Origin of the sequence: Marinobacter litoralis, assembly GCF_003336705.1 — a bacterium.
GTDB lineage: Bacteria > Pseudomonadota > Gammaproteobacteria > Pseudomonadales > Oleiphilaceae > Marinobacter > Marinobacter litoralis.
Map to the genome: position 1 here is coordinate 89,120 of NZ_QMDL01000003.1, position 18,546 is coordinate 107,665.

At 54.1% G+C, this 18,546-nt stretch carries 14 protein-coding genes; 7 read left to right on the plus strand and 7 right to left on the minus strand.

Annotated features, from left to right (window positions below):
* Positions 1 to 15 precede the first annotated feature (15 nt).
* Positions 16 to 657, minus strand: a complete 642-nt coding sequence (locus DOQ08_RS10180; protein WP_227537594.1) for a helix-turn-helix transcriptional regulator — start codon at positions 655 to 657, stop codon at positions 16 to 18.
* A gap of 256 nt (positions 658 to 913) precedes the next feature.
* On the opposite strand from DOQ08_RS10180, the gene DOQ08_RS10185 reads away from it, so the two are divergent.
* The 3 genes from DOQ08_RS10185 (at position 914) to DOQ08_RS10195 (ending at position 5,739) form a co-directional block, all read left to right on the plus strand.
* The gene (locus DOQ08_RS10185; RefSeq protein ID WP_114334829.1) at positions 914 to 2,911 is read left to right on the plus strand and encodes a hypothetical protein; all 1,998 of its coding nucleotides are present in this window, start codon (positions 914 to 916) and stop codon (positions 2,909 to 2,911) included.
* A gap of 152 nt (positions 2,912 to 3,063) precedes the next feature.
* Positions 3,064 to 3,870: a tRNA cyclic N6-threonylcarbamoyladenosine(37) synthase TcdA gene (tcdA, locus tag DOQ08_RS10190; protein ID WP_114334830.1), complete on the plus strand. Its 807-nt coding sequence runs from the start codon at positions 3,064 to 3,066 to the stop codon at positions 3,868 to 3,870.
* A gap of 21 nt (positions 3,871 to 3,891) precedes the next feature.
* Entirely contained in the window at positions 3,892 to 5,739 is a 1,848-nt protein-coding gene (locus tag DOQ08_RS10195) for a cation:proton antiporter (RefSeq protein ID WP_114334831.1), read from the plus strand.
* A 19-nt stretch (positions 5,740 to 5,758) separates the two neighbouring features.
* Here the strand turns inward: DOQ08_RS10195 and DOQ08_RS10200 are convergent, their stop codons facing one another.
* The 3 genes from DOQ08_RS10200 to DOQ08_RS10210 all read right to left on the minus strand — a co-directional run bounded on the left by DOQ08_RS10200 (position 5,759) and on the right by DOQ08_RS10210 (position 8,820).
* Positions 5,759 to 6,739 (minus strand): NADP-dependent oxidoreductase, encoded by a 981-nt coding sequence (locus DOQ08_RS10200; RefSeq protein WP_114334832.1) that lies wholly within the window; start codon positions 6,737 to 6,739, stop codon positions 5,759 to 5,761.
* 92 nt (positions 6,740 to 6,831) lie between these two features.
* Positions 6,832 to 7,920: an SMP-30/gluconolactonase/LRE family protein gene (locus DOQ08_RS10205; RefSeq protein WP_114334833.1), complete on the minus strand. Its 1,089-nt coding sequence runs from the start codon at positions 7,918 to 7,920 to the stop codon at positions 6,832 to 6,834.
* A 108-nt stretch (positions 7,921 to 8,028) separates the two neighbouring features.
* Entirely contained in the window at positions 8,029 to 8,820 is a 792-nt protein-coding gene (locus DOQ08_RS10210; protein WP_114334834.1) for an alpha/beta fold hydrolase, read from the minus strand.
* Positions 8,821 to 9,208: 388 nt separating this feature from the next.
* On the opposite strand from DOQ08_RS10210, the gene DOQ08_RS10215 reads away from it, so the two are divergent.
* The 3 genes from DOQ08_RS10215 to DOQ08_RS10225 all read left to right on the plus strand — a co-directional run bounded on the left by DOQ08_RS10215 (position 9,209) and on the right by DOQ08_RS10225 (position 12,415).
* Positions 9,209 to 10,252, plus strand: coding sequence for an AraC family transcriptional regulator (locus tag DOQ08_RS10215; RefSeq protein ID WP_114334835.1), 1,044 nt, complete (start codon positions 9,209 to 9,211; stop codon positions 10,250 to 10,252).
* Positions 10,249 to 11,685, plus strand: coding sequence for a cardiolipin synthase (gene cls / locus DOQ08_RS10220; protein WP_114334836.1), 1,437 nt, complete (start codon positions 10,249 to 10,251; stop codon positions 11,683 to 11,685). The genes DOQ08_RS10215 and cls overlap by 4 nt, the downstream gene beginning before the upstream one ends.
* A gap of 70 nt (positions 11,686 to 11,755) precedes the next feature.
* The gene (locus DOQ08_RS10225) at positions 11,756 to 12,415 is read left to right on the plus strand and encodes a GntR family transcriptional regulator (RefSeq protein WP_114334837.1); all 660 of its coding nucleotides are present in this window, start codon (positions 11,756 to 11,758) and stop codon (positions 12,413 to 12,415) included.
* On the opposite strand, the gene DOQ08_RS10230 is transcribed toward DOQ08_RS10225, so the two are convergent.
* Together DOQ08_RS10230 and DOQ08_RS10235 are read right to left on the minus strand one after the other, a co-directional pair.
* Positions 12,409 to 14,490 (minus strand): patatin-like phospholipase family protein, encoded by a 2,082-nt coding sequence (locus DOQ08_RS10230; RefSeq protein WP_114335470.1) that lies wholly within the window; start codon positions 14,488 to 14,490, stop codon positions 12,409 to 12,411. The two genes, DOQ08_RS10225 and DOQ08_RS10230, sit on opposite strands and share 7 nt — an antisense overlap.
* A 151-nt stretch (positions 14,491 to 14,641) precedes the next feature.
* Entirely contained in the window at positions 14,642 to 15,244 is a 603-nt protein-coding gene (locus DOQ08_RS10235; protein ID WP_114334838.1) for a hypothetical protein, read from the minus strand.
* Positions 15,245 to 15,484: 240 nt separating this feature from the next.
* Between DOQ08_RS10235 and DOQ08_RS10240 the strand changes: the two genes are divergently transcribed.
* A complete protein-coding gene (locus DOQ08_RS10240; protein WP_114334839.1) occupies positions 15,485 to 15,850 on the plus strand; it encodes a hypothetical protein in 366 nt (121 codons plus the stop codon).
* Between the two features lie 5 nt (positions 15,851 to 15,855).
* Here DOQ08_RS10240 and DOQ08_RS10245 read toward each other — a convergent pair whose 3' ends face one another.
* The gene (locus tag DOQ08_RS10245) at positions 15,856 to 18,498 is read right to left on the minus strand and encodes an ATP-binding protein (RefSeq protein WP_114335471.1); all 2,643 of its coding nucleotides are present in this window, start codon (positions 18,496 to 18,498) and stop codon (positions 15,856 to 15,858) included.
* Positions 18,499 to 18,546 lie beyond the last annotated feature (48 nt).

The following is an 18,546-nucleotide window of genomic DNA, read 5'->3' on the forward strand; positions in this document are numbered from 1 at the left end:
AAAGCTAGAAGGAAATCAGTGCCGAGCGAGCAAAGAGACCAACTCTACTTGGCGGCATGTATCCGTTTTTCTAAACATGTTTCTGAGATGATATTTGACGGTCTCTCTCGACCGGCGAGACATGCTGGCAATATCCGAGAGGCTTTTCCCTGCCATTAGCTGCGAGGCAATCTGAGCTTCCGCAGAAGTAAACCCAAACTTTTCCGTTAACCGCTTAAGGCCGTTTTCACCTCGGGAAACATGCTCACTCAGTTTAACGTGTATCGCAACCGCGCGTTCAACGTGCGAAAGCAGCACCTCTATAACTGCGAGTTCACGGCTCTGAAAACTCTCTTGGCCTCTTCTACATTGAACGCCGAAGAAACAGGCATGGCGTGGCTCTACCTCTGAAGCAGCAACAACGATCTCGCTAACCCCTGGACTGGTTTGCAATTGCGTCCCCTCACTGCCCGAAACGTTCAACGTATCGCTGTAGTAACCAACGACCGACATGGAGATGTTGGAAACCCAAGATGCGGCCAGCACCGGTTCTTCCATCGGCTTCATCGCGATAAAAGCCCCACGGCAGTCCAGTACTTGTACCAAAGCGTCTAGAAATGGCTGAAAACCAGCATCGCTGGAGATTGACTCGTAAATCAAACCAATCAACTCAGACAAATCATTACCTGAACTGCAACGACTCCTACCCACCCGACTCCCTCGAATTTACGTCACCCTTGGCTACACAAATTAGCTCACACTCTGAACTTATTCAAAACCTCACAATTACACTTCCCATACAAATCACTCTCTATCCCCCCCCGAATGGGTGGGGTTTGCATCCAAATCATCGCCTATACCTTGTATGCCGCATGTTTACGGCGCTCTGGCCTATTCCAGAACTACGGACGACTATTTTCTTGGAGAGATCTTTATGCACAACGTGAAAAAACTGGCACTAGCCTCTGCAATCGCCAGCATATTCGCTGTCACAGGCTGCAGTAACAGCGGCAGTAGCGGTGGTGACAGCGCTTCTGGAGAGACAGTTTCAGGAAACGCATCCGCCCCGAGCGGAACAGTAGCCAAACTTAATCAGCCCAGCGTAATTGAAATCGCACTTTCTTTTGTTGTCCCTGAAGTTGCAGCAGCAATAACTGGACTGGAACCGATCAAGGGCGCTGACGTGGAGCTCATTCGCGTCGATGACGACGGCAACCAAGTAGGCGACGTGCTGGCCACAACCAGCACTTCTATAACCGGAGACTACACACTGACGCTGCCTACCGGTGTCAGTTTGGCCGGCAACCTGATTGTCCGCATAACCGGCGCGAATCATCAGCTTAGGGCCCAGGTCGTCGAGAAAAATGTCGATATTTCGCCGGTTTCCGAATTCGTTCTGCGCAAATTCATCGAATCCGGGGCAGATTTGGACCAACTTGTTGTGACTGACGTGGTCAAATTGAACGGCAAAGTTGAAGAGTTCGACCTCACGGCGGGCGCAAATCTCGAACAAATGTTTGATGTGCTTGAACAAGAAGTCGGTGCGTTTGTTGAAACAGAAGTCGCTTCGGTTTCCGCGAACGGTGCCGATGTCAGCAACATCGTTGGTGACTACAACAATGCGGCCTTTGCTTTCTCTCTGCACGATAACGACGACAGGAGCAACGGTACCTTTGCCCATGACATGTGGCTAAGCGATTTTACGTTCGCTGACGGCGGCACAGGCACCGTCAACATCACCTTTCTATCTGAAGACAGCGCTTGGGCCAACCTGTCAGGAGCAGCTATCGAAAACAGCTCGGTTTACTATAGCGCCGAGCTAGATGACGGCGGCAGCCAGGAAACATTTGATGGCTCACTCAATACCCGGGGGATTCTGGCTGTACAAGGTGAATTTGAAGAAGATATTGACGGGAATGAGCCTTACGGCTGGCGTTTTCCTGCCATGACCTATGCTTTCCAGCAAGTCGCGGATACAGGCCTCTTCTTCGGCCTCACCCACGAAGCCGGTGTTCGTTACGGCACTATCGATTCTGATAACGATGGCACTTACGATGCTATCGATCCTAACGACAAACACGGCGATGAGGTGTTCCGAACACTTGAAGTATTCGCTCGAAAACCTGCTAATCTATCGGACACCGCGATGACGGGCGAATACGGACGGGTGTACTTCGGCTCTAGACTCAGTTCCGGGCGTATCGAGCTACTCAGCGCCAACAACACGGTAACCTTTTCATCTGGCTTCAATGGCACCGTTAGCGCAGGCATTGAGCGTGAAATCATCGTAGATAGCAGTGGCGCCGCCTCCTACGGCGACCAGTCCACGCCCTCAGAATCATTCACATTGACCGTCATGGCTGATGGCACAATCACGGAAGGCCCTGATGGGGGTGCGATTGGCTTTGTCAGCGAAGATGCCGGGTATGTCGATTTCTCCGAAAGTGCCGGAGACAATACGGCTGGTTTCGCAGAGTTCGACAAGACCATGCTCGTTAAGTTAGGTGACTCTGCTCCAAGCGTCAGTGGAAAGAAATACCGACTCATGATGGTCAGTTCACATCTTGAGGGCGGCGCATCTTCATCCATTGCCATGTTCGCCAGCCAATTCAACACATTCCTGACTATGGACAGCAATAGCGCCGGTAAAGTAAGCGGTAACTTCTCTGAGATCCGCAAAGAACAGGGCCTTGGCGACAACATTGAAGCAACAGTTCATCAAGAGTCCGATCTTGCTTTCAACATCGAAATTGGCAGCAGTGGAGGTACAACCATAACCATTCCCGACACTGACGAAGGCGCAACCAAATTCGAAGGTTTCTTCAACGCTGACGCCAGTTTCGGAGTCTTCACAACCGGCTACCTCGAAAAGGATGCCGTAGACTACAACGAACTTGGGTTGGCAGTGTTGGTGGATGTAACTCCTAAATAGCCACCTCCTCACTGCGAGAAAACAAAACGGCGAATCTTGTTTAGGTTCGCCGTTTTCGTTACTCACACCGAATAGCCCCTGCCACAACCCCTGCGTTACAATCTGCCCCTCATAAACGCACCACACGCTCAACCAAAAACCACAGGCCCCTAATGAACTCTTCATCTTCCCTGCCTGACGACTACAACTTTCGCTTTGGCGGCATTGAACGACTCTATGGTCGACAAGCCCTGAGTGCGTTCAGGCAAGCCCACATCGTTGTTGTTGGTCTGGGCGGCGTGGGCTCCTGGGCTGCCGAATCATTGGCTCGCAGCGGTATTGGCACGCTTACGCTGATTGATATGGACGACATTTGCGTGTCCAACACCAATCGCCAGTTACATGCCCTGCAAGGCCAGTACGGCCAAACTAAAACCGAGGCTATGGCAGAACGCCTGCGGGCGATTAACCCTATGGCGGATATTCGGGTGCATTTTGGCTTTTTGACCACAAAAAACGTGCAAGAGCTGATCACCGACGACATCACCGGCGTGGTGGATGCCATCGACAGCGTAAAATCCAAGGCCAGCCTGATTGCTCATTGCCATCGGAGGAAGATACCCGTGGTCGTTGCCGGTGGGGCCGGGGGGCAAATGGACCCGACTCAAATTCAGGTCGCGGACCTCAGCAAAACCACCCAAGACCCCTTATTGGCAAAAGTTCGCAATCTGCTGCGCCGTGAATATAATTTTTCTCGCAACCCAAAGCGCCGTTTTGGCGTAGAGGCCGTATACTCACTGGAACAGCTGACGTATCCGGCTCCCGATGGCGAAGTCTGTCACCAGAAGCCCGCAACGGAAGGCCCGGTCCGACTGGATTGTGCCTCAGGTTTTGGTGCCGCCAGCCCGGTCACCGCGAGCTTCGGTTTTTTTGCAGCCTCCAGACTCCTGAACCGGATTGCTCGCCGAGCCAACCAATAAACTTTTCAACCGGAACCCCTTATGGCCGCTAGTACTGCTCTGATTCTTGCCGGTATCGGTATCAGCTCTCTGCTTTGCCAATGGTTTGCCTGGCGGGTTCGCATGCCCGCCATTCTTTTTCTCTTAGCTGGCGGTATTATTGCCGGGCCGGTACTGGGGTTCCTCCAACCCGAAGAAGTCTTCGGCGATCTTCTGTTCCCTGTGATTTCGCTTGCGGTCGCCATCATTCTGTTTGAAGGCAGCCTGACGCTCCGCTACGACGAGATCAAAGGTCACGGCAAGATGGTACGCAACCTTGTGCCCGTGGGCTCCATTGTGACCTGCGCCATCGGTACACTGGCGGCACGCTGGATTCTGGACGTGTCGTGGGAAGTTTCGCTTTTGTTCGGCGCTATTTCCGTGGTCACGGGCCCCACCGTGATTGCACCGTTACTGCGGGCCGTGCGCCCCACCGCCAAGCTCTCCAACATTCTGCGCTGGGAAGGCATCATTATTGATCCGGTAGGCGCACTACTGGCGGTTCTGGTGTTTGAGGGTATTGTGTCCTGGGGCCAGGGCAATGTATTCGGCCATTCTCTCTATATCTTCGGCAAAACCCTGGTTGTCGGCTTCATCATTGGTGCCATCGCCGGCTATCTGAACGGTCAGGCCTTGAGAAAGCACTGGTTGCCGCAGTACCTGCACAATGCCGGCACACTCACGTTTATGCTGGGTGTTTACGCCATTTCCAATGAAATGGCTCATGAATCCGGCCTGCTGACGGTGACCGTGATGGGCATCTGGATGGCGAACATGAAGCGGGTGCCAATCGACAGCATTCTGGAGTTCAAAGAATCCCTGAGCGTCCTGCTGATCTCGGCGCTGTTTATCATTCTGGCTGCTCGGGTCGAGTTTTCTGCCATTTTGAATCTGGGCTGGGGACTGGTAGCGGTTCTCGCCTGCCTGATGTTCATCGCACGCCCGATCAGTATTTTCCTTTCGTCTATCGGCACGTCACTGAACTTACGTGAAAAGCTGTACCTGAGCTGGATTGCTCCCCGAGGTATTGTTGCGGCTGCTGTCTCTGCCCTGTTCGCCTTCCAACTCGAACGGCTCGGCTATGACGGTGCGGAAACTCTGGTGCCACTGGTGTTCATGCTGATCATCACCACCGTCACCCTGCAAAGCCTGACAGCCCGCCCGATCGCCAAGCTTCTCGGTGTAAAAGAACCGCCGGCGCACGGTTTCCTGATTCTTGGTGCCAACCCCATTGCCCGGCTGATTGCACAATCGCTGAAGAAACACGAGATTCCGGTGATGCTGTCAGACACCAACTGGGAGAACGTGCGCCAGTCCAGAATGGAAAATTTGCCGGTTTACTTTGGCAACCCGGCTTCGGAGCACGCCGCAACCCATATGGACCTGACCGGTATCGGTAATCTGCTGATTCTTTCACCCTACAAACAGATGAACAGCCTGGCCACTTACCACTTCATGGATTGGTTCGGCGACACCTCGGTGTTCGGTTTAACCGAGGGCGACCAAGATCAGAAAGCCCGGCTGCAAACGGCTGGTAAGGTACAACGTACCCGAGGGATTTTTGACGGAGTGAGCTACGCCAAGCTCGCCAGCCTGGTCAGCCAGGGATACAACGTTAAAACCACCCAGCTCAGCGAAGAATTCAGCTACCAGCAGTTCCTGGAGCAATATCAGCAGCAGGCTCTGGTACTGTTTATCATCGACAGCAAAGAGCACATTCATCCGGTGAAAGACATGGAATCACTGGAACCCGAGGATGATTGGGTTTTGATCAGCCTTGTTCCCCCGCAGCCCCAAAAGGAGCGGGACAACAACGGCAACCAGAACCCGGACGAGCAGCCTGACGATTAATACCGCAGGCAGGCGGAGATTAGCGACAATCGAGCACGAGCTTACCGCGAACATGACCTTCTGCCAGAAGGTCATGGGCTTCACGCACCTGCTCCATGGCGAACACTTTATCAATGTGCACCCGCACGTCTCCATCTTCAATAAGCTCGGCAATTTCTTCAAGATGAAACACATCAGGGCGCACACGCATTCCGTGGGCCCGAACGCCCATCGCTTCTGCCGCACTGACAACCTCATCAGCGGTCACCGTCGGGATGGTGACCAAAACACCGGACGTGCCTAGCGTGTGCAGTGAGCGCTTACCTGCCTCGCCCCCGACCAGATCCAAAACCACATCCAGCCCGAAACACTGATCGGCAACATCCATAGTTTGGTAATCAATCACTTCGTGAACGCCAAATTCCGCCAAGAAGTCCCGATTACCAGCAGACGCGGTGGCAATGACGTGGGCATCCCGAGCCAATGCAAACTGCACTGCAAAGTGACCAACCCCACCAGCACCCGCATGTATCAGCACCTTTTGATTCGGCTCTAAACGGGCAAACTCAAACAAACCCTGCCAGGCTGTAAGCGCCGCCAAAGGCACGCCTGCCGCCGTTACCAAATCCAGTTCTTCTGGCACGATGGCCAACTCATCGGCGCGTGCAACGGCAAACTGCGCATAGGCACCGCCCGCCACAGGGAAGCCAATCATGCCCATCACCCGGTCGCCTTTGGCAAGGGTGGTGACATCGTCGGCCACCGCTACCACTTCTCCAGCGGCATCGTAACCCGGCACCCACGGCAGATCGTTTTCAATTTGGGTAGCGACAAAGCCCATGCCTAGACGGGTTTTCCAATCAATCGGGTTGAGCCCGGCACCGTGAACACGAATCAACACTTCGCCCTCTCCGGGCTCCGGAATCGGGGCATTAACCACCTGCAGCACACCGCTGTCGCCAAATCGGTCGTAAACCACTTGGCGCATCGTTTCGACTTCCGTTAATTCAGTGGGGGCCATCGGTTTCTCCAGACGGGTTCGCATCAGATGCCTACAAAGGCGCTCGGGTTCAAGTTCAGCCTAGCAGAATTTCTACCCGGCGCGTTTTCAGATCAGTCATGGTTGCCACCAATACCGGGAATGGCCTGTAACGACAGTTTGCCGATTCGGTCGTTGTGCAACGAGCCAAAATATAAATAGCCATTGTGAGGATTCACCGAGGTAATTTCCTGTAAGTGCGTGCCCTTGGTGTCATGTAGGCTGAGCAGTGCCTTGCCGGTTGCATCAAAGGCAACCACAAGACCGTATTCTTGAGGCTTGGGCTTTAAACTGTCCGGCAGTTTTGCCACCAGATCCTTCAACCAAGGCTTGGTGTGCATGGCATCAATTTGGGCGTTGCGCAGCGTAGGAAAAGCGACCCAGTATCGGCCCTCATGGTCGATGGCCAGATTGTCCGGGAACCCCGGCAGGTTATCGGCAAACACTTCGGTTCGACCTGCTTTCGGGCCTGCAATCCAATATTTCAGAATTCGGTATTTCCAGGTTTCGTTAACCAGAACGTAATCGCCTTCAGGGGAAACGGCGACACCGTTTGGGAAATACAAATTAGCCAGCAGCACTTCGGTTTTTCGGGTTCTCGGGTTGTACCGAAGCAAGCGGCCATGCGGGCGCATTTCTAACAAATCCAACAGGTAGTCGTGCTGGCCAAAACGGGAGCTGGCATCGGTGAAGTAGACCCGCCCATCGGGTGCAATGATCACGTCATCGGTAAACCGGAACGGCGTGCCTGCTGCTTCCCGACTCAGTACATTGATTTCGCCTTCCGGTGTAATCGACAACAATCCCTTGCCGGAGTCTGCCACCAGCAGGTTGCCCTGTTGATCCATCACCATACCCAATGGTCGGCCACCGGTTTCAAGCCAGTCATCCACCCTGCCGTCCGGGAACACGCGAATGATCTTGCCATCCTGGGTTCCGGCGTACAGCACTCCGTCAGTTCCCACTGTGGTATCTTCGGGGCCATACACTTGCCCTTTCGCCAACAACTCGGCTTGGCGCAAGTACCCGTTCGGGACGTAAGCACCGGTCATTGGCGGTGGTTTGGGCGCCTGCCAGGCTTTGCTATCCACAGGAGACGGGGTCAATAAAAAGCCGCCAAACAACAGAAACAATGCCAGCAAGGCAATCAACAACCACTTCATGGTGCACAACTCTTTATTCTTGTCATTGTTCTTCCTTAAGCGTCGCTAATACGGATCAGGACTCCCTAACCTTAGCAAACCTCAAGAAGGTCTCGGGACGGTGAGCGGTTACTGCTCCAGAAATTGCCGACACAAGGTCGCAAAAGTATCCGCTTTTTCCGCATGCAACCAATGCCCGGTGCCCTCGATTATTTTGAGTTCGGCGTTAGGGAACAAGGTTTGAATCGTGTCTTGGTGCTTTGTCTGGATATAAGCGGAGTCTGCCCCTTTGATAAACAGAACCGCTCCATCGTATGGGCCGTCACCTTCGGGTGCAGCTGAAAGGTTCGAATAACTGGCATCGATCACAGGCAGGTTCAAGCGCCACCGAAACAGAAGGTCGTCCTGCTCGATTTCGTCTTTGGGAATGCGCTCAAGATTTTTCAGCAGAAACTGACGTACACCGGGCGTCTCAACATACTCGGCCAGGCGGGAATCCGCTTCCGTTCGCGATTTTACGCCCCGAAGGTCCAAATTCTTCATACCTTCAAGAATGGCGTCGTGACGTGGCTGGTAGCTAACGGGGGAAATATCCGCAACGATGATCCCTAGCACCCTCTCCGGGTAACTTAACGCCACCTGCATCGCAACTTTACCTCCCATGGAGTGGCCAAGCAGATGCGCTTTATCGATGCCTTGGGCATCCATGTAAGCCACCACGTCGGAAGCCATAGCAGGATAAGTCATTTCATCCGTGTGGGGAGAGCTGCCATGATTGCGCTGGTCCAGGCCATGGATATGCCATCCGTCTTCCAGTCGTCGGGCAACACCACCCAGATTTTCCAGAGAACCAAACAACCCGTGCAGCAGGATTAACGGTTCGCCTTGCCCGGATATCCGGTGATTCAGTTCAACACTCATAGTGGGGCAGTCTCCGGCTCATAGAATGTAGCCAACTACACTACCATCGCCAGATATCGGAGCAAGAACAAATTTCAGCAGGTTAGCGGCCACAAAAAAGCCGGGCATGTAGCCCGGCTCTAACCATGTCGTCCGTACGCCTGATTGCTTAGCAGTAGTAAATACCACCAAGGTACTCTGCAAGAGCCATAACGTTTTCGCGTTCACTCTGACTGTGCGGTACAAAGATTTCCTGTTCCATGCGATACCTCCAATATGACCTTTCGGTTACTTCAACCTGATGCCACACATGCTATCGTCTTAACAGTGATTGGCCGTTGACGCGCCGTGCCATTCACTTGACATTTTGTAACATTCTTTACTGAACCCACACATTTCAGGCACTCGCATGACTGATGTCCGCCCAGACAATGCCGATATTCCGCAAGTTGCCGCTTCCAGCACGCTCGCGCTGGTGCACTATCTGGATACTCGAGGGCTACTCGACCGTGCCGAATTCGAGCGTGAAACCGGTCTGGAACTCGATAAGCTGAAAGACCCCGACCTTCGCATTCCCGCCACCATCCACTACCGGCTTTGGGAGCGGGCCGAAAAGTTAACCGGAAACCCGGCTATCGGTCTTGATACTGGCCGGATTATCGATCCCGAGCGGATGGGGCTGGTCGGGCATGTGTTTTTTAATTGCGACACCTTAGGCGAGGCTGTCATCCAGTATGTTCGCTTGTACCGCTTGATTAATGAGTCGGTCACTCTCAGTTTCGAGCAAACACCCACTCAAGCAATCCTGACCTGGCAGCCTGACAACCCGGATTATTACTCTCGCCTGGATATGGATCGCACGCTGGCAGCGGCTATTTGCCGAACCCGACACTTCATTCACAAAGGCATCACGGCAGATTGGCTCGAAATCGCGCACCCGGAACCGTCCTATGCGAAGGAATATCAAAAACTATCTGGCAGCCCCGTTGTCTTCGGCTGTGGCATTACCCGCCTCGCCTTTTCCAGTGAGCATTTGGATCATCCCATTCCAAACCGAAATCCTTATGTGTATTCCGCAGTATTGAAGCAAGTGAATGCCGTGCTGGCCAAACTCCAGACCCGGCGCTCGTTCAGCCGCAAGGTCCGTAGGCTCATATCCCGACAGATGGCGACTGACAAAATCGACGCCGATACCTTGGCCCGTCAATGTCACATGAGCCGGCAAACCCTTTATCGCCGTTTGAAGAAAGAGGGGTTAAGCTTTCAGGATTTGGTTGAGAAGGTTCGCCGGGACAAAGCACTCCGGTACGTCGCCAACGATCAGTACGCACTGGGCGAGATTGCTTTTCTGCTTGGTTTTTCGGAACTTAGTGCTTTCAGCCGCGCATTCAAGCGCTGGACTGGCGTTGCACCGGCCCAATTTCGCGCCGAACACAAGGACAGCCCATCATGACCGAGGACACATTCACCCTACTGGCAATACCATTTGGGCTGCTCTACCTGGCCGCGCTGGCCTGCATTTATCGCATTCTGCTGACCTACCGTACCACGCAAGGCGCAATTGCCTGGATCACTACGCTGATCGCCTTGCCCTATGTAACCGTGCCATTATTTATCCTCTTCGGCCGCTATCGTTTTGGCGGCTACATGAAGGCCCGGCGCTCGGGTAACAAAGCTCTCAGCGGTCTTCTCGAAGAGTTTGAATGCCAGACCACCTCAATACCGGAGCCGAATCAGGAAGAATTCGGCGATGAGCTGCAGGTTTTGTGTAAATTAAGCCGCCAGCCCTTTACCAACGGCAATAACGTGGCCCTGCTAAAAGATGGCGAAGCCACCTTCGATGCGCTCTTTCAGGCTATGGAAGACGCTGAACACTACATCCTGCTTGAGTTCTACATTGTCCGCTCCGACCGCGTTGGCCAACGCATCAAAGCGATTCTGGAACGCAAACTGGCCGAAGGCGTCGCGGTGTGGCTGCTTTACGATGATATCGGTAGTCTTTCGCTGTCACGCCGTTGGCTCAAGGAGTTGGAAGAGGCCGGCGCCAAAGTCGCTTCCTTTGGCAAAGGCAACATTCGCCGCCGCCGCTTTCAGATCAACTTCCGAAATCATCGAAAACTGCTGGTCTGTGATGGCAAGACTGGCTTCGTGGGGGGCATTAATCTCGGCGATGAGTACCTGGGCACCGCCATGGATCAAGAACCTTGGCGCGACACTCATTGCCGAATCGAGGGGCCGGCTGTCACCGGTTTGCAACTGGCCTGGCTGGAGGACTGGAACTGGGCCAGTGACACCAAACCTGAGCTGGATTGGTCGCCGAGCTTTACCTCGCCCGGGGAGGACAAAGTTCTGGTGTTGCCGACCGGCCCGGCGGATACCTGGGAAACCTGTGCGCTGTTTTTCCTCAACAGCATCAATAACGCCCGAACCCGTGTCTGGATTGCCTCCCCTTATTTTGTGCCGGACGTGCAGATCATCAACGCCCTTCAGCTGGCAGCTCTGCGCGGGGTTGATGTCCGCATACTGATTCCCGAAAAGTCTGACAGTCTGCTGATCCGAGTCGCGGCGTACTCTTATCTCATTCAGGCACGTCAGGCCGGTATCGGAATCTACCGCTACCAACCCGGCTTCATGCATCAGAAAGTCGTTTTGGTAGACGACCGCTATGCGTCGATTGGCACCGCGAATCTCGATAACCGTTCCATGCGCCTGAACTTTGAAATTATGGCCATCAATACCAGCCCTCATTTCATTCAGGAAGTGACAGAGATGCTGGAAGACGATCTGAAACACTGCCGATTGATGACCGAAAGTGATTACGAAGATCGTTCACTGCTGTTCCGATTATGGTGTCGCACCGTTCGCCTGCTCGCACCCTTGCTTTGAACTGGTTCTCAGTTTGGGCTTGTGCGAATATGGCGTTCCTGACAACTGTCGAAGTAGCCACATAACGCCCATGAACGCATTCAAGCCGAAAGAAACCCTGACCGAACAAGTCGCGCGCCACGTTGAGAACCTGATTGCCTTCGGGCAGCTGCGCTCCGGCGAACGCATTTACGAAAGCGCTATGGCCAAGGAGCTTAACGTCAGTCTGGGCTCCGTAAGGGAAGGTCTGTTGTTGCTGGAAAAGCGGCATCTGGTGAAAAACGTTCCGCGCAAAGGTGCCTTCGTAACCACCCTGGATGAGCATTTCGTGCACAGTTTGTATGAAACGCTGGAGCTTTACCTCACCCATACCGGCCGGAAACTAGTTCGGCAGTGGCAGCCCGAGGACATGGAACGGCTGGAATCACTGCGCGAAAAGATGCAACGGTGCTACGAGCAAAACGACTTGTTGGCGTTTCTGGAACTAGGTATCGAATACACCCAGGCATCGCTGGTTTACGCAGACAACTACTTCATCGTTTCTGCCATCGACGATTTATGGCCTTCCGCAAAGCGATGTGCGTTTGTGGCCTTCCGCCACGGTGGCAGGCAAGTAATTGAAGATAACTTGGCCCATATGGATCAATCCATACAAGCGATCAAAGCCCGGGACGAAGAAGCTCTGGTGGAGATTCTTCACCGCTATGCTCTGCAACAGTGCCAGCAGGTGCTGACGGCGTTGACTCAGTAGAACAACTGGGTGAACGAGAAGCCAATGTTCATGTAGGCGGTCCAGTCATCTTCGTTGTTGTAGGCAACAGAGAACTGGACCGGTCCAACAAAGGTATCGACGCCTGCAAACAGGCTCCACGAACGCACTAAATTATTCCAACGCGCATCGTCGATGCTGTCCCATGCATTACCCGTTTCAAACCCAACGCCTGCAAACCAGGGCATAAACGGGCCACCAAACTCCCGTCGAGCATAGGCCGCGGCCAATGCCGCATCATTGCCACTCAGCTCGCCTGCCGCATAGGCCGACAATCTCCTGAAACCGCCTAAACGAGCTGCGTTCTCAATACCCGACTCACCACTCACGACTTGCTCCGTGAACAACAACCCGGTGATATTGAAACGCTGCCAGCTGGTGGTTCCCAGCAACATGCTGGTCACGGAGTCAAAATCCCGATCTGAACCTAATCCAGGCCGCTCGAAACGGGCGCGGATTCCCGCAAAAGCACCCGATTTCGGGTAAAAGGAATCACTGAGCGAGTCGTGCACCAACTGCACTTTAGCGTAGCCCTGGTTAATCCGGCCCGATGGTGCCACTTTTTCACCCACCGAATCCTCCACTCTCGCAGAGCCTCGAACATAACCGACACGGATTTCGCCATCGCCGCCCAGCTCCATGCCTATTGCGGCATCTACCTGTGTCCGGGTGACATCAATTTCAGAAATACGGGTACCGTTCTCGTAGACACTGTACTCGTCCCTGTTGTGTTCTAAACCGATCACCGCAAAGCGCTCGTAACCAAAGTCCAGAGGCTGATACCACTGGGTGCGCACCCACGGCTCTGTGCCTAGCTGCACACCGGTATGCCACTCCGCCCCCAGACGATTAAGTTCCGTCATGCGGAGCCCTGACGCGAGGTTAAACTGCGTGCCGCCGTTGAAATTGTCTTCGTAGTTCAAGCCAAAAGAGAGGTAGTTCGGGCCCCAGCGTTTCTCGCGGGCCTGAATGTCCAGAATTGCCCCATCTTCCGAGGGCCGCAAAGACCAGGACACGGTTTCGTAATACCCCAACCCATAGATTCGTTTCAGGTCAGACTCGAGTTGCTCGATGTCCAGTACCTCGCCCTCTTTCTGACGTATCCGTTCCTTGAGAAACTCGGTCGACAATCTGCGACCCGCTTTGAACTGGATTCGCGCCACCTTCTGCCCGACAGACTCCGCAGGTTGCTCCAAACCATCTCGAAAAGCCTGCCACTCCTCCGCCGAGACAGTTAAGCGATTAAGCTCCACGGCATGTTCCCGGGCTGCGGTAGCCCCCAGCTCAAAAAGCACCGGGCCATCATAAAAATCCGCCGAGCCATACCCTTCCAGCGCGGGCCGAATCAGTACGTCGTTATCTGTTATCAAGGCGAGCTGATCTTCCGTATTCCGGCGGGTCAGCAGTGTTGTTAGCTGGCCAACGACGGAAAATGCTTCTTTTAATTCATCGGTCTTCAGCAACGGGTCGGTGATGTCCACCGCGATAATAATGTCGGCCCCCATATCTCGGGCTACACTAACGGGCAAATTATTGGCCACACCACCATCCACCAATAAACGGCCGCCACGCTCAACCGGCGCGTATACGCCTGGAATGCTCATGCTGGCACGAATGGCTTCCGCCAGATTGCCGCTACCAATGATCACTTCGACGCCGGTTTCCAGATCCGTCGCTATCGCTCGGAACGGAATGGGGAGTTGATCAAAATCGTCCACCAACGCAGCATCCCTGGTGAGTTCGTTCAGAATCAGACCGAGATTTTGACCGGTGACCAACCCCCCACCGACGTGGACACCCTCTGTGTCGACTCCGATTCCTGGCGAAATGGGTAAGCGCCAATCCGATTGTTTGCGACGAACCGGCTTGTAAGCACGACCCGGGTCATCCCTGAAACTGGACAACCAGTCCAGGTCAATGAAGCGCTGTTCGATTTCATCCACCGACATGCCAGACGCATACAAAGCTGCAACCGCGGAGCCTGCGCTGGTACCAACAACCATATCCACCGGCACCTTCATTTCTTCCAGAACCCTGAGCACACCCACATGGGCCATGCCTTTGGCTCCGCCACCACTCAACACCAATCCCACTTTCGGGCGGGGTTCCTCCTGGACAGCACCCAGCACTGGCAGCGCAGAAAACACCAGCACGGAAGCAAACAGAACGAGCGTTCTTGATGATAGGTTCAAAATAGGTCAGTTCGCATTAGCTGGATTTGTCATCGTCGGCCAACGATATGTGGGAGGTATCCGGAACGATGGGGGGCGGTGTTTCGCGTTTCACGCCAAGATCAGAGCCCGGCGGCGCTATACTCCACTCATCCAAATGCTCAAACATCGGTGCTTCAACTTCCTGATGCTCAACCAGCGTCACCCCGACCGGATCGAGGCTCAGGTCCGAGCCAGCCAGAATGTCATCCACTTTTTCGCCAGCGACGGGCAGACGGTCACCCGGCTCGACGTCTGGAGCCTTCCCTGACTTGGTTTTTGGCGCCGGAGCTTTACCTTGTGGCGCTGAACCTGCGCTTTCAGCCTTGTTTGCTGCCGCAACTTGGCCGGACGGGGCCGATGCCGGTCGGCCGGCCACTGCCATCGGCTGAACGTGCACTACCATGCCATGCTTCTTGAGTACCGCTTGGTATTTCTCGGCTTGCTCCTGATCCAGCTTGTTCCGGATCACCACCGCCTGACCACTGAACATGCGGTCCAGCTGCTCAACACTGGCCTTGAACAACGCTTTGGCGTTGGCACGGGCGGTCTGCACATCTGTACCTGACGTGCATTCGCCCTTGAATACGAGCTGGAACATGACGTTACCTCATTTTTCTTTTCAGGGTGCTCGGTTTCATCATAGCTGAAAACACTGCTGCAGGAGACACGCTCAATGCATTGCACACGGCCTGCAAGCTCAAATTGTGTCAGCATTGCAAACAATTGAAAAATACCACCGCTTTAAGCAGAAAAAACCGGCGCTCTCTGCAATAATTAATTGTAACTAAAGTTTACACTTGGTTACGGTGTCGTTTTAAACGTCCTTTGAGATACGCCTATGCGAATTCGAACCCTCACCTTGTCTTGGGCACTCCTATCCGGTGCGACAAGCTCCTATGCACAAGCCGGAAATCTGGACGTTCTCATGCAACAGGTCTTCCCGAGCACGGAAGTCACCTACATCGGCTATGAAAGCATAGAGCGCGAGGACATTCCCGCGAGCGCAGATGTCGACCGAAAATACCTGGTCGTGGACTTTCGCTTTAAAGGCAGCCTTCCGTCGACAGAGAAGCTACAAGCTAAAGTACACCAAGTATGCATGACCATGTTCAAGGACCAGCAACTGATGCGATCGCTGTCAGATTCCGGATACGACATGGTGTCTGTGGCTTTTGATCGGCAATCTCAGTTCGATTGTCTGTAACAACTCTAGTTTTGCCCCAGTATACGGGGAAATGCCTCCAACGCAGTGTTCACTGCATCCAGATTGAAGGCTTCCACATCTGCCAACAGTTTTTCTCCGTAACGGGTAACGGAGAGTGAGCGATGGCGTTGTCCCCAATCAATAATTCTCAGGGCAAAGTCCTTCATTTGCTCCGGGTCGCCGCTCTCCCGAACGTCTTGCCATTCGTTGCCAAAATCTCTTGCGAGGCTTTCCCGTAACCAACCTCGTTCTTGCATACTCATGGTCTGAGCCAGCAAACGCTCCGATTCTTCCGGTGTACCTTCGTCTTCCGCTTCTTCCCCGGTGGCTTCAACCCGCGGCAACACAATGGTAAACGTTGAACCAACACCGGCCTCGCTCTCGAGCGTTAACTCGCCACCCATCATTTCCACCAATTTGCGACTGATCGCAAGCCCTAAGCCCGTTCCGCCGTATCGTCTGGAACTTTGACCTTCGTGCTGTTCGAAGGCATCAAAGATGCGACTCTGCTGATCAGGGGCAATGCCGATGCCGGTATCCTTTACGGTCACAACCATTCGGTAATACCGGGCATCGCCATCGCTCTCGTCATGGTCTTCCAGCAGTTCGGCCACCACACGCACGGTGACTTCGCCTTCGTGGGTAAATTTGATGGCATTGCCCACCAAATTGAACAGCACCTGTCGCAGCCGCGTTTCATCGAGCATCATCGCCGATGGCAAGCCCGCGCCGACACTAACCTCCAGAGCTATGCCCTGCTCGGTTGCCCTAAGGTCGAAAATATGACGAACATCGCTCAACAAGCGGCGTACAGAAACGGGCGCAAAATCCAATCGCATTTTGCCGGCCTCTATCCTGGACAAATCCAGTATGTCATTGATTAGCATAAGCAGGCTGCGACTGCCGGCACGAATGGCATTAAGATAATTTCGCTGCTGCGGGTCGGTCACAGAGTTATACAGGAGGTCACTGTAGCCGATCACCGCATTCATCGGTGTTCGGATCTCGTGGGACATGTTGGCAAGAAACTCGCTTTTCGCCCGGTTCGCCATCTCGGCTTCTCTGGCCAATCGTTCGGCTTCCAGCTTGGCGGCCCGCAGTTCGTCTTCACTCCGCCGCAGCGCGTTTTCCGAGCGGATACGTTCATCCACTTCCAGCGACAGCTTGCGGTTCCAGTACAAGAAGATCAGCACAACCACGATCGCTATCAGAATGATCCGCCGGACAACCGTGTAATCGGTTTCCTGCTCGATATCCAAATGAATCCAGCGGTTGTAGACGGCCTCACCCTCAGACTCCGGCAAACTGCCTAACGCCTTATTCAAAATTCGATGCAGCTCCGGGCTGTCCTTGCGTACCGCTAAACGCAAATCGTACTGATACGGCGTGATACTGGTGATCCTGAGGTTCGACAACCCTAACCGTGCAACCGTATAACTGACCGCGGGGATGTGTGTCACCATCACATCAAGATCACCATTGGATAACGCCAACAACCCATCGGCCACGGTGGCCTGTGGGTACAGATCAAGGTCCGGGTGGTTAATCAGTAAATAATCATGGCTGGCCTGCCGGTTAACAACACCCACTTTTTCGTCACGCAGTTCACGCAGATCGCCGATAAAACGCCCGCTGTCACGAATGGCCAGGGCAATGGGTACGGTTACGTAGGCACGGGTAAACAGATATTCCTGCTCCGTGCGGGGTGTTCGGGACAACCCGGGCAGAATATCCACGGTACCCGCCTTCAATTCGTCTTCTGCAGACGCCCGGGTATCCATGATTTTCTTGTTGAACCGAACGCCTAAATTTTCTTCCAGCCGCCCGATCAAGTCGGCAACCAGGCCCGCCGGCCGGCCATCTTGTTGAAACTCAAACGGCGGCCAATCCCGGCGCAACCCCACTTCCAGACCCTGATTTTTCTCCAGCCAACTTTTTTCCGCCGCGGTCAAGGCCACACCCCGGCCTTCCAGCATCGGCAAATCGCTTTGCAACCAGGCCTGCCGGATTTCGCGATGCTCTGTATGGCTAATCGATAAGACCGCTCTATCGGCGACTCGAAATAACTGATGCTCATCGGTCGGCACTTGAAGCACCACTTCCACCGGCCGATTGTCCAGCAGAACAGCCAGCCCGATTCCATTGACCATTGTTGATTCAAGGTAGTCGGATACAACCGGCACCGGTGCCAAAAAAGCATCCGCGTTACCCGCCAGCACCTGACTGATGGCTTCGCCCAGATTATCCACCGGAACAGGGGTAAAATTATCAACGGGATCAAGCAAAGGAAACTGATTGGGATCATCCCCGATGATCGCAACATTAGCCGATTCCAGATCCGTCAATGTCCGGAAACCCGCATCGCCCGCATTCACAAACACGCCGTAAGTGAGGCTCATGATCGGTGTGGTGTGCCGCAACCCTGGTATTACGGGTGCGCCCGGCACACGCGTGGTAAGCATCAGATCGGCAGGCTGTTCCTGCCCATCCAGCAGAAAGGGTTCAACCGGAAGGTCCAGTTTTCGGGAAAGAAGATCCAGATAATCCGCCAACAAACCGACTAGCTGACCGTCCCCGCTTTCGAAAATCAGCGGCATCTGCGTTTGCCGGACGCCGACTCGAAGGGTGTCGAGCTCCCCGAGCCACATCAAGTCTTCAAGGCCCAATACGGGCGCGGGGGACTCTTGTGGTGGGTC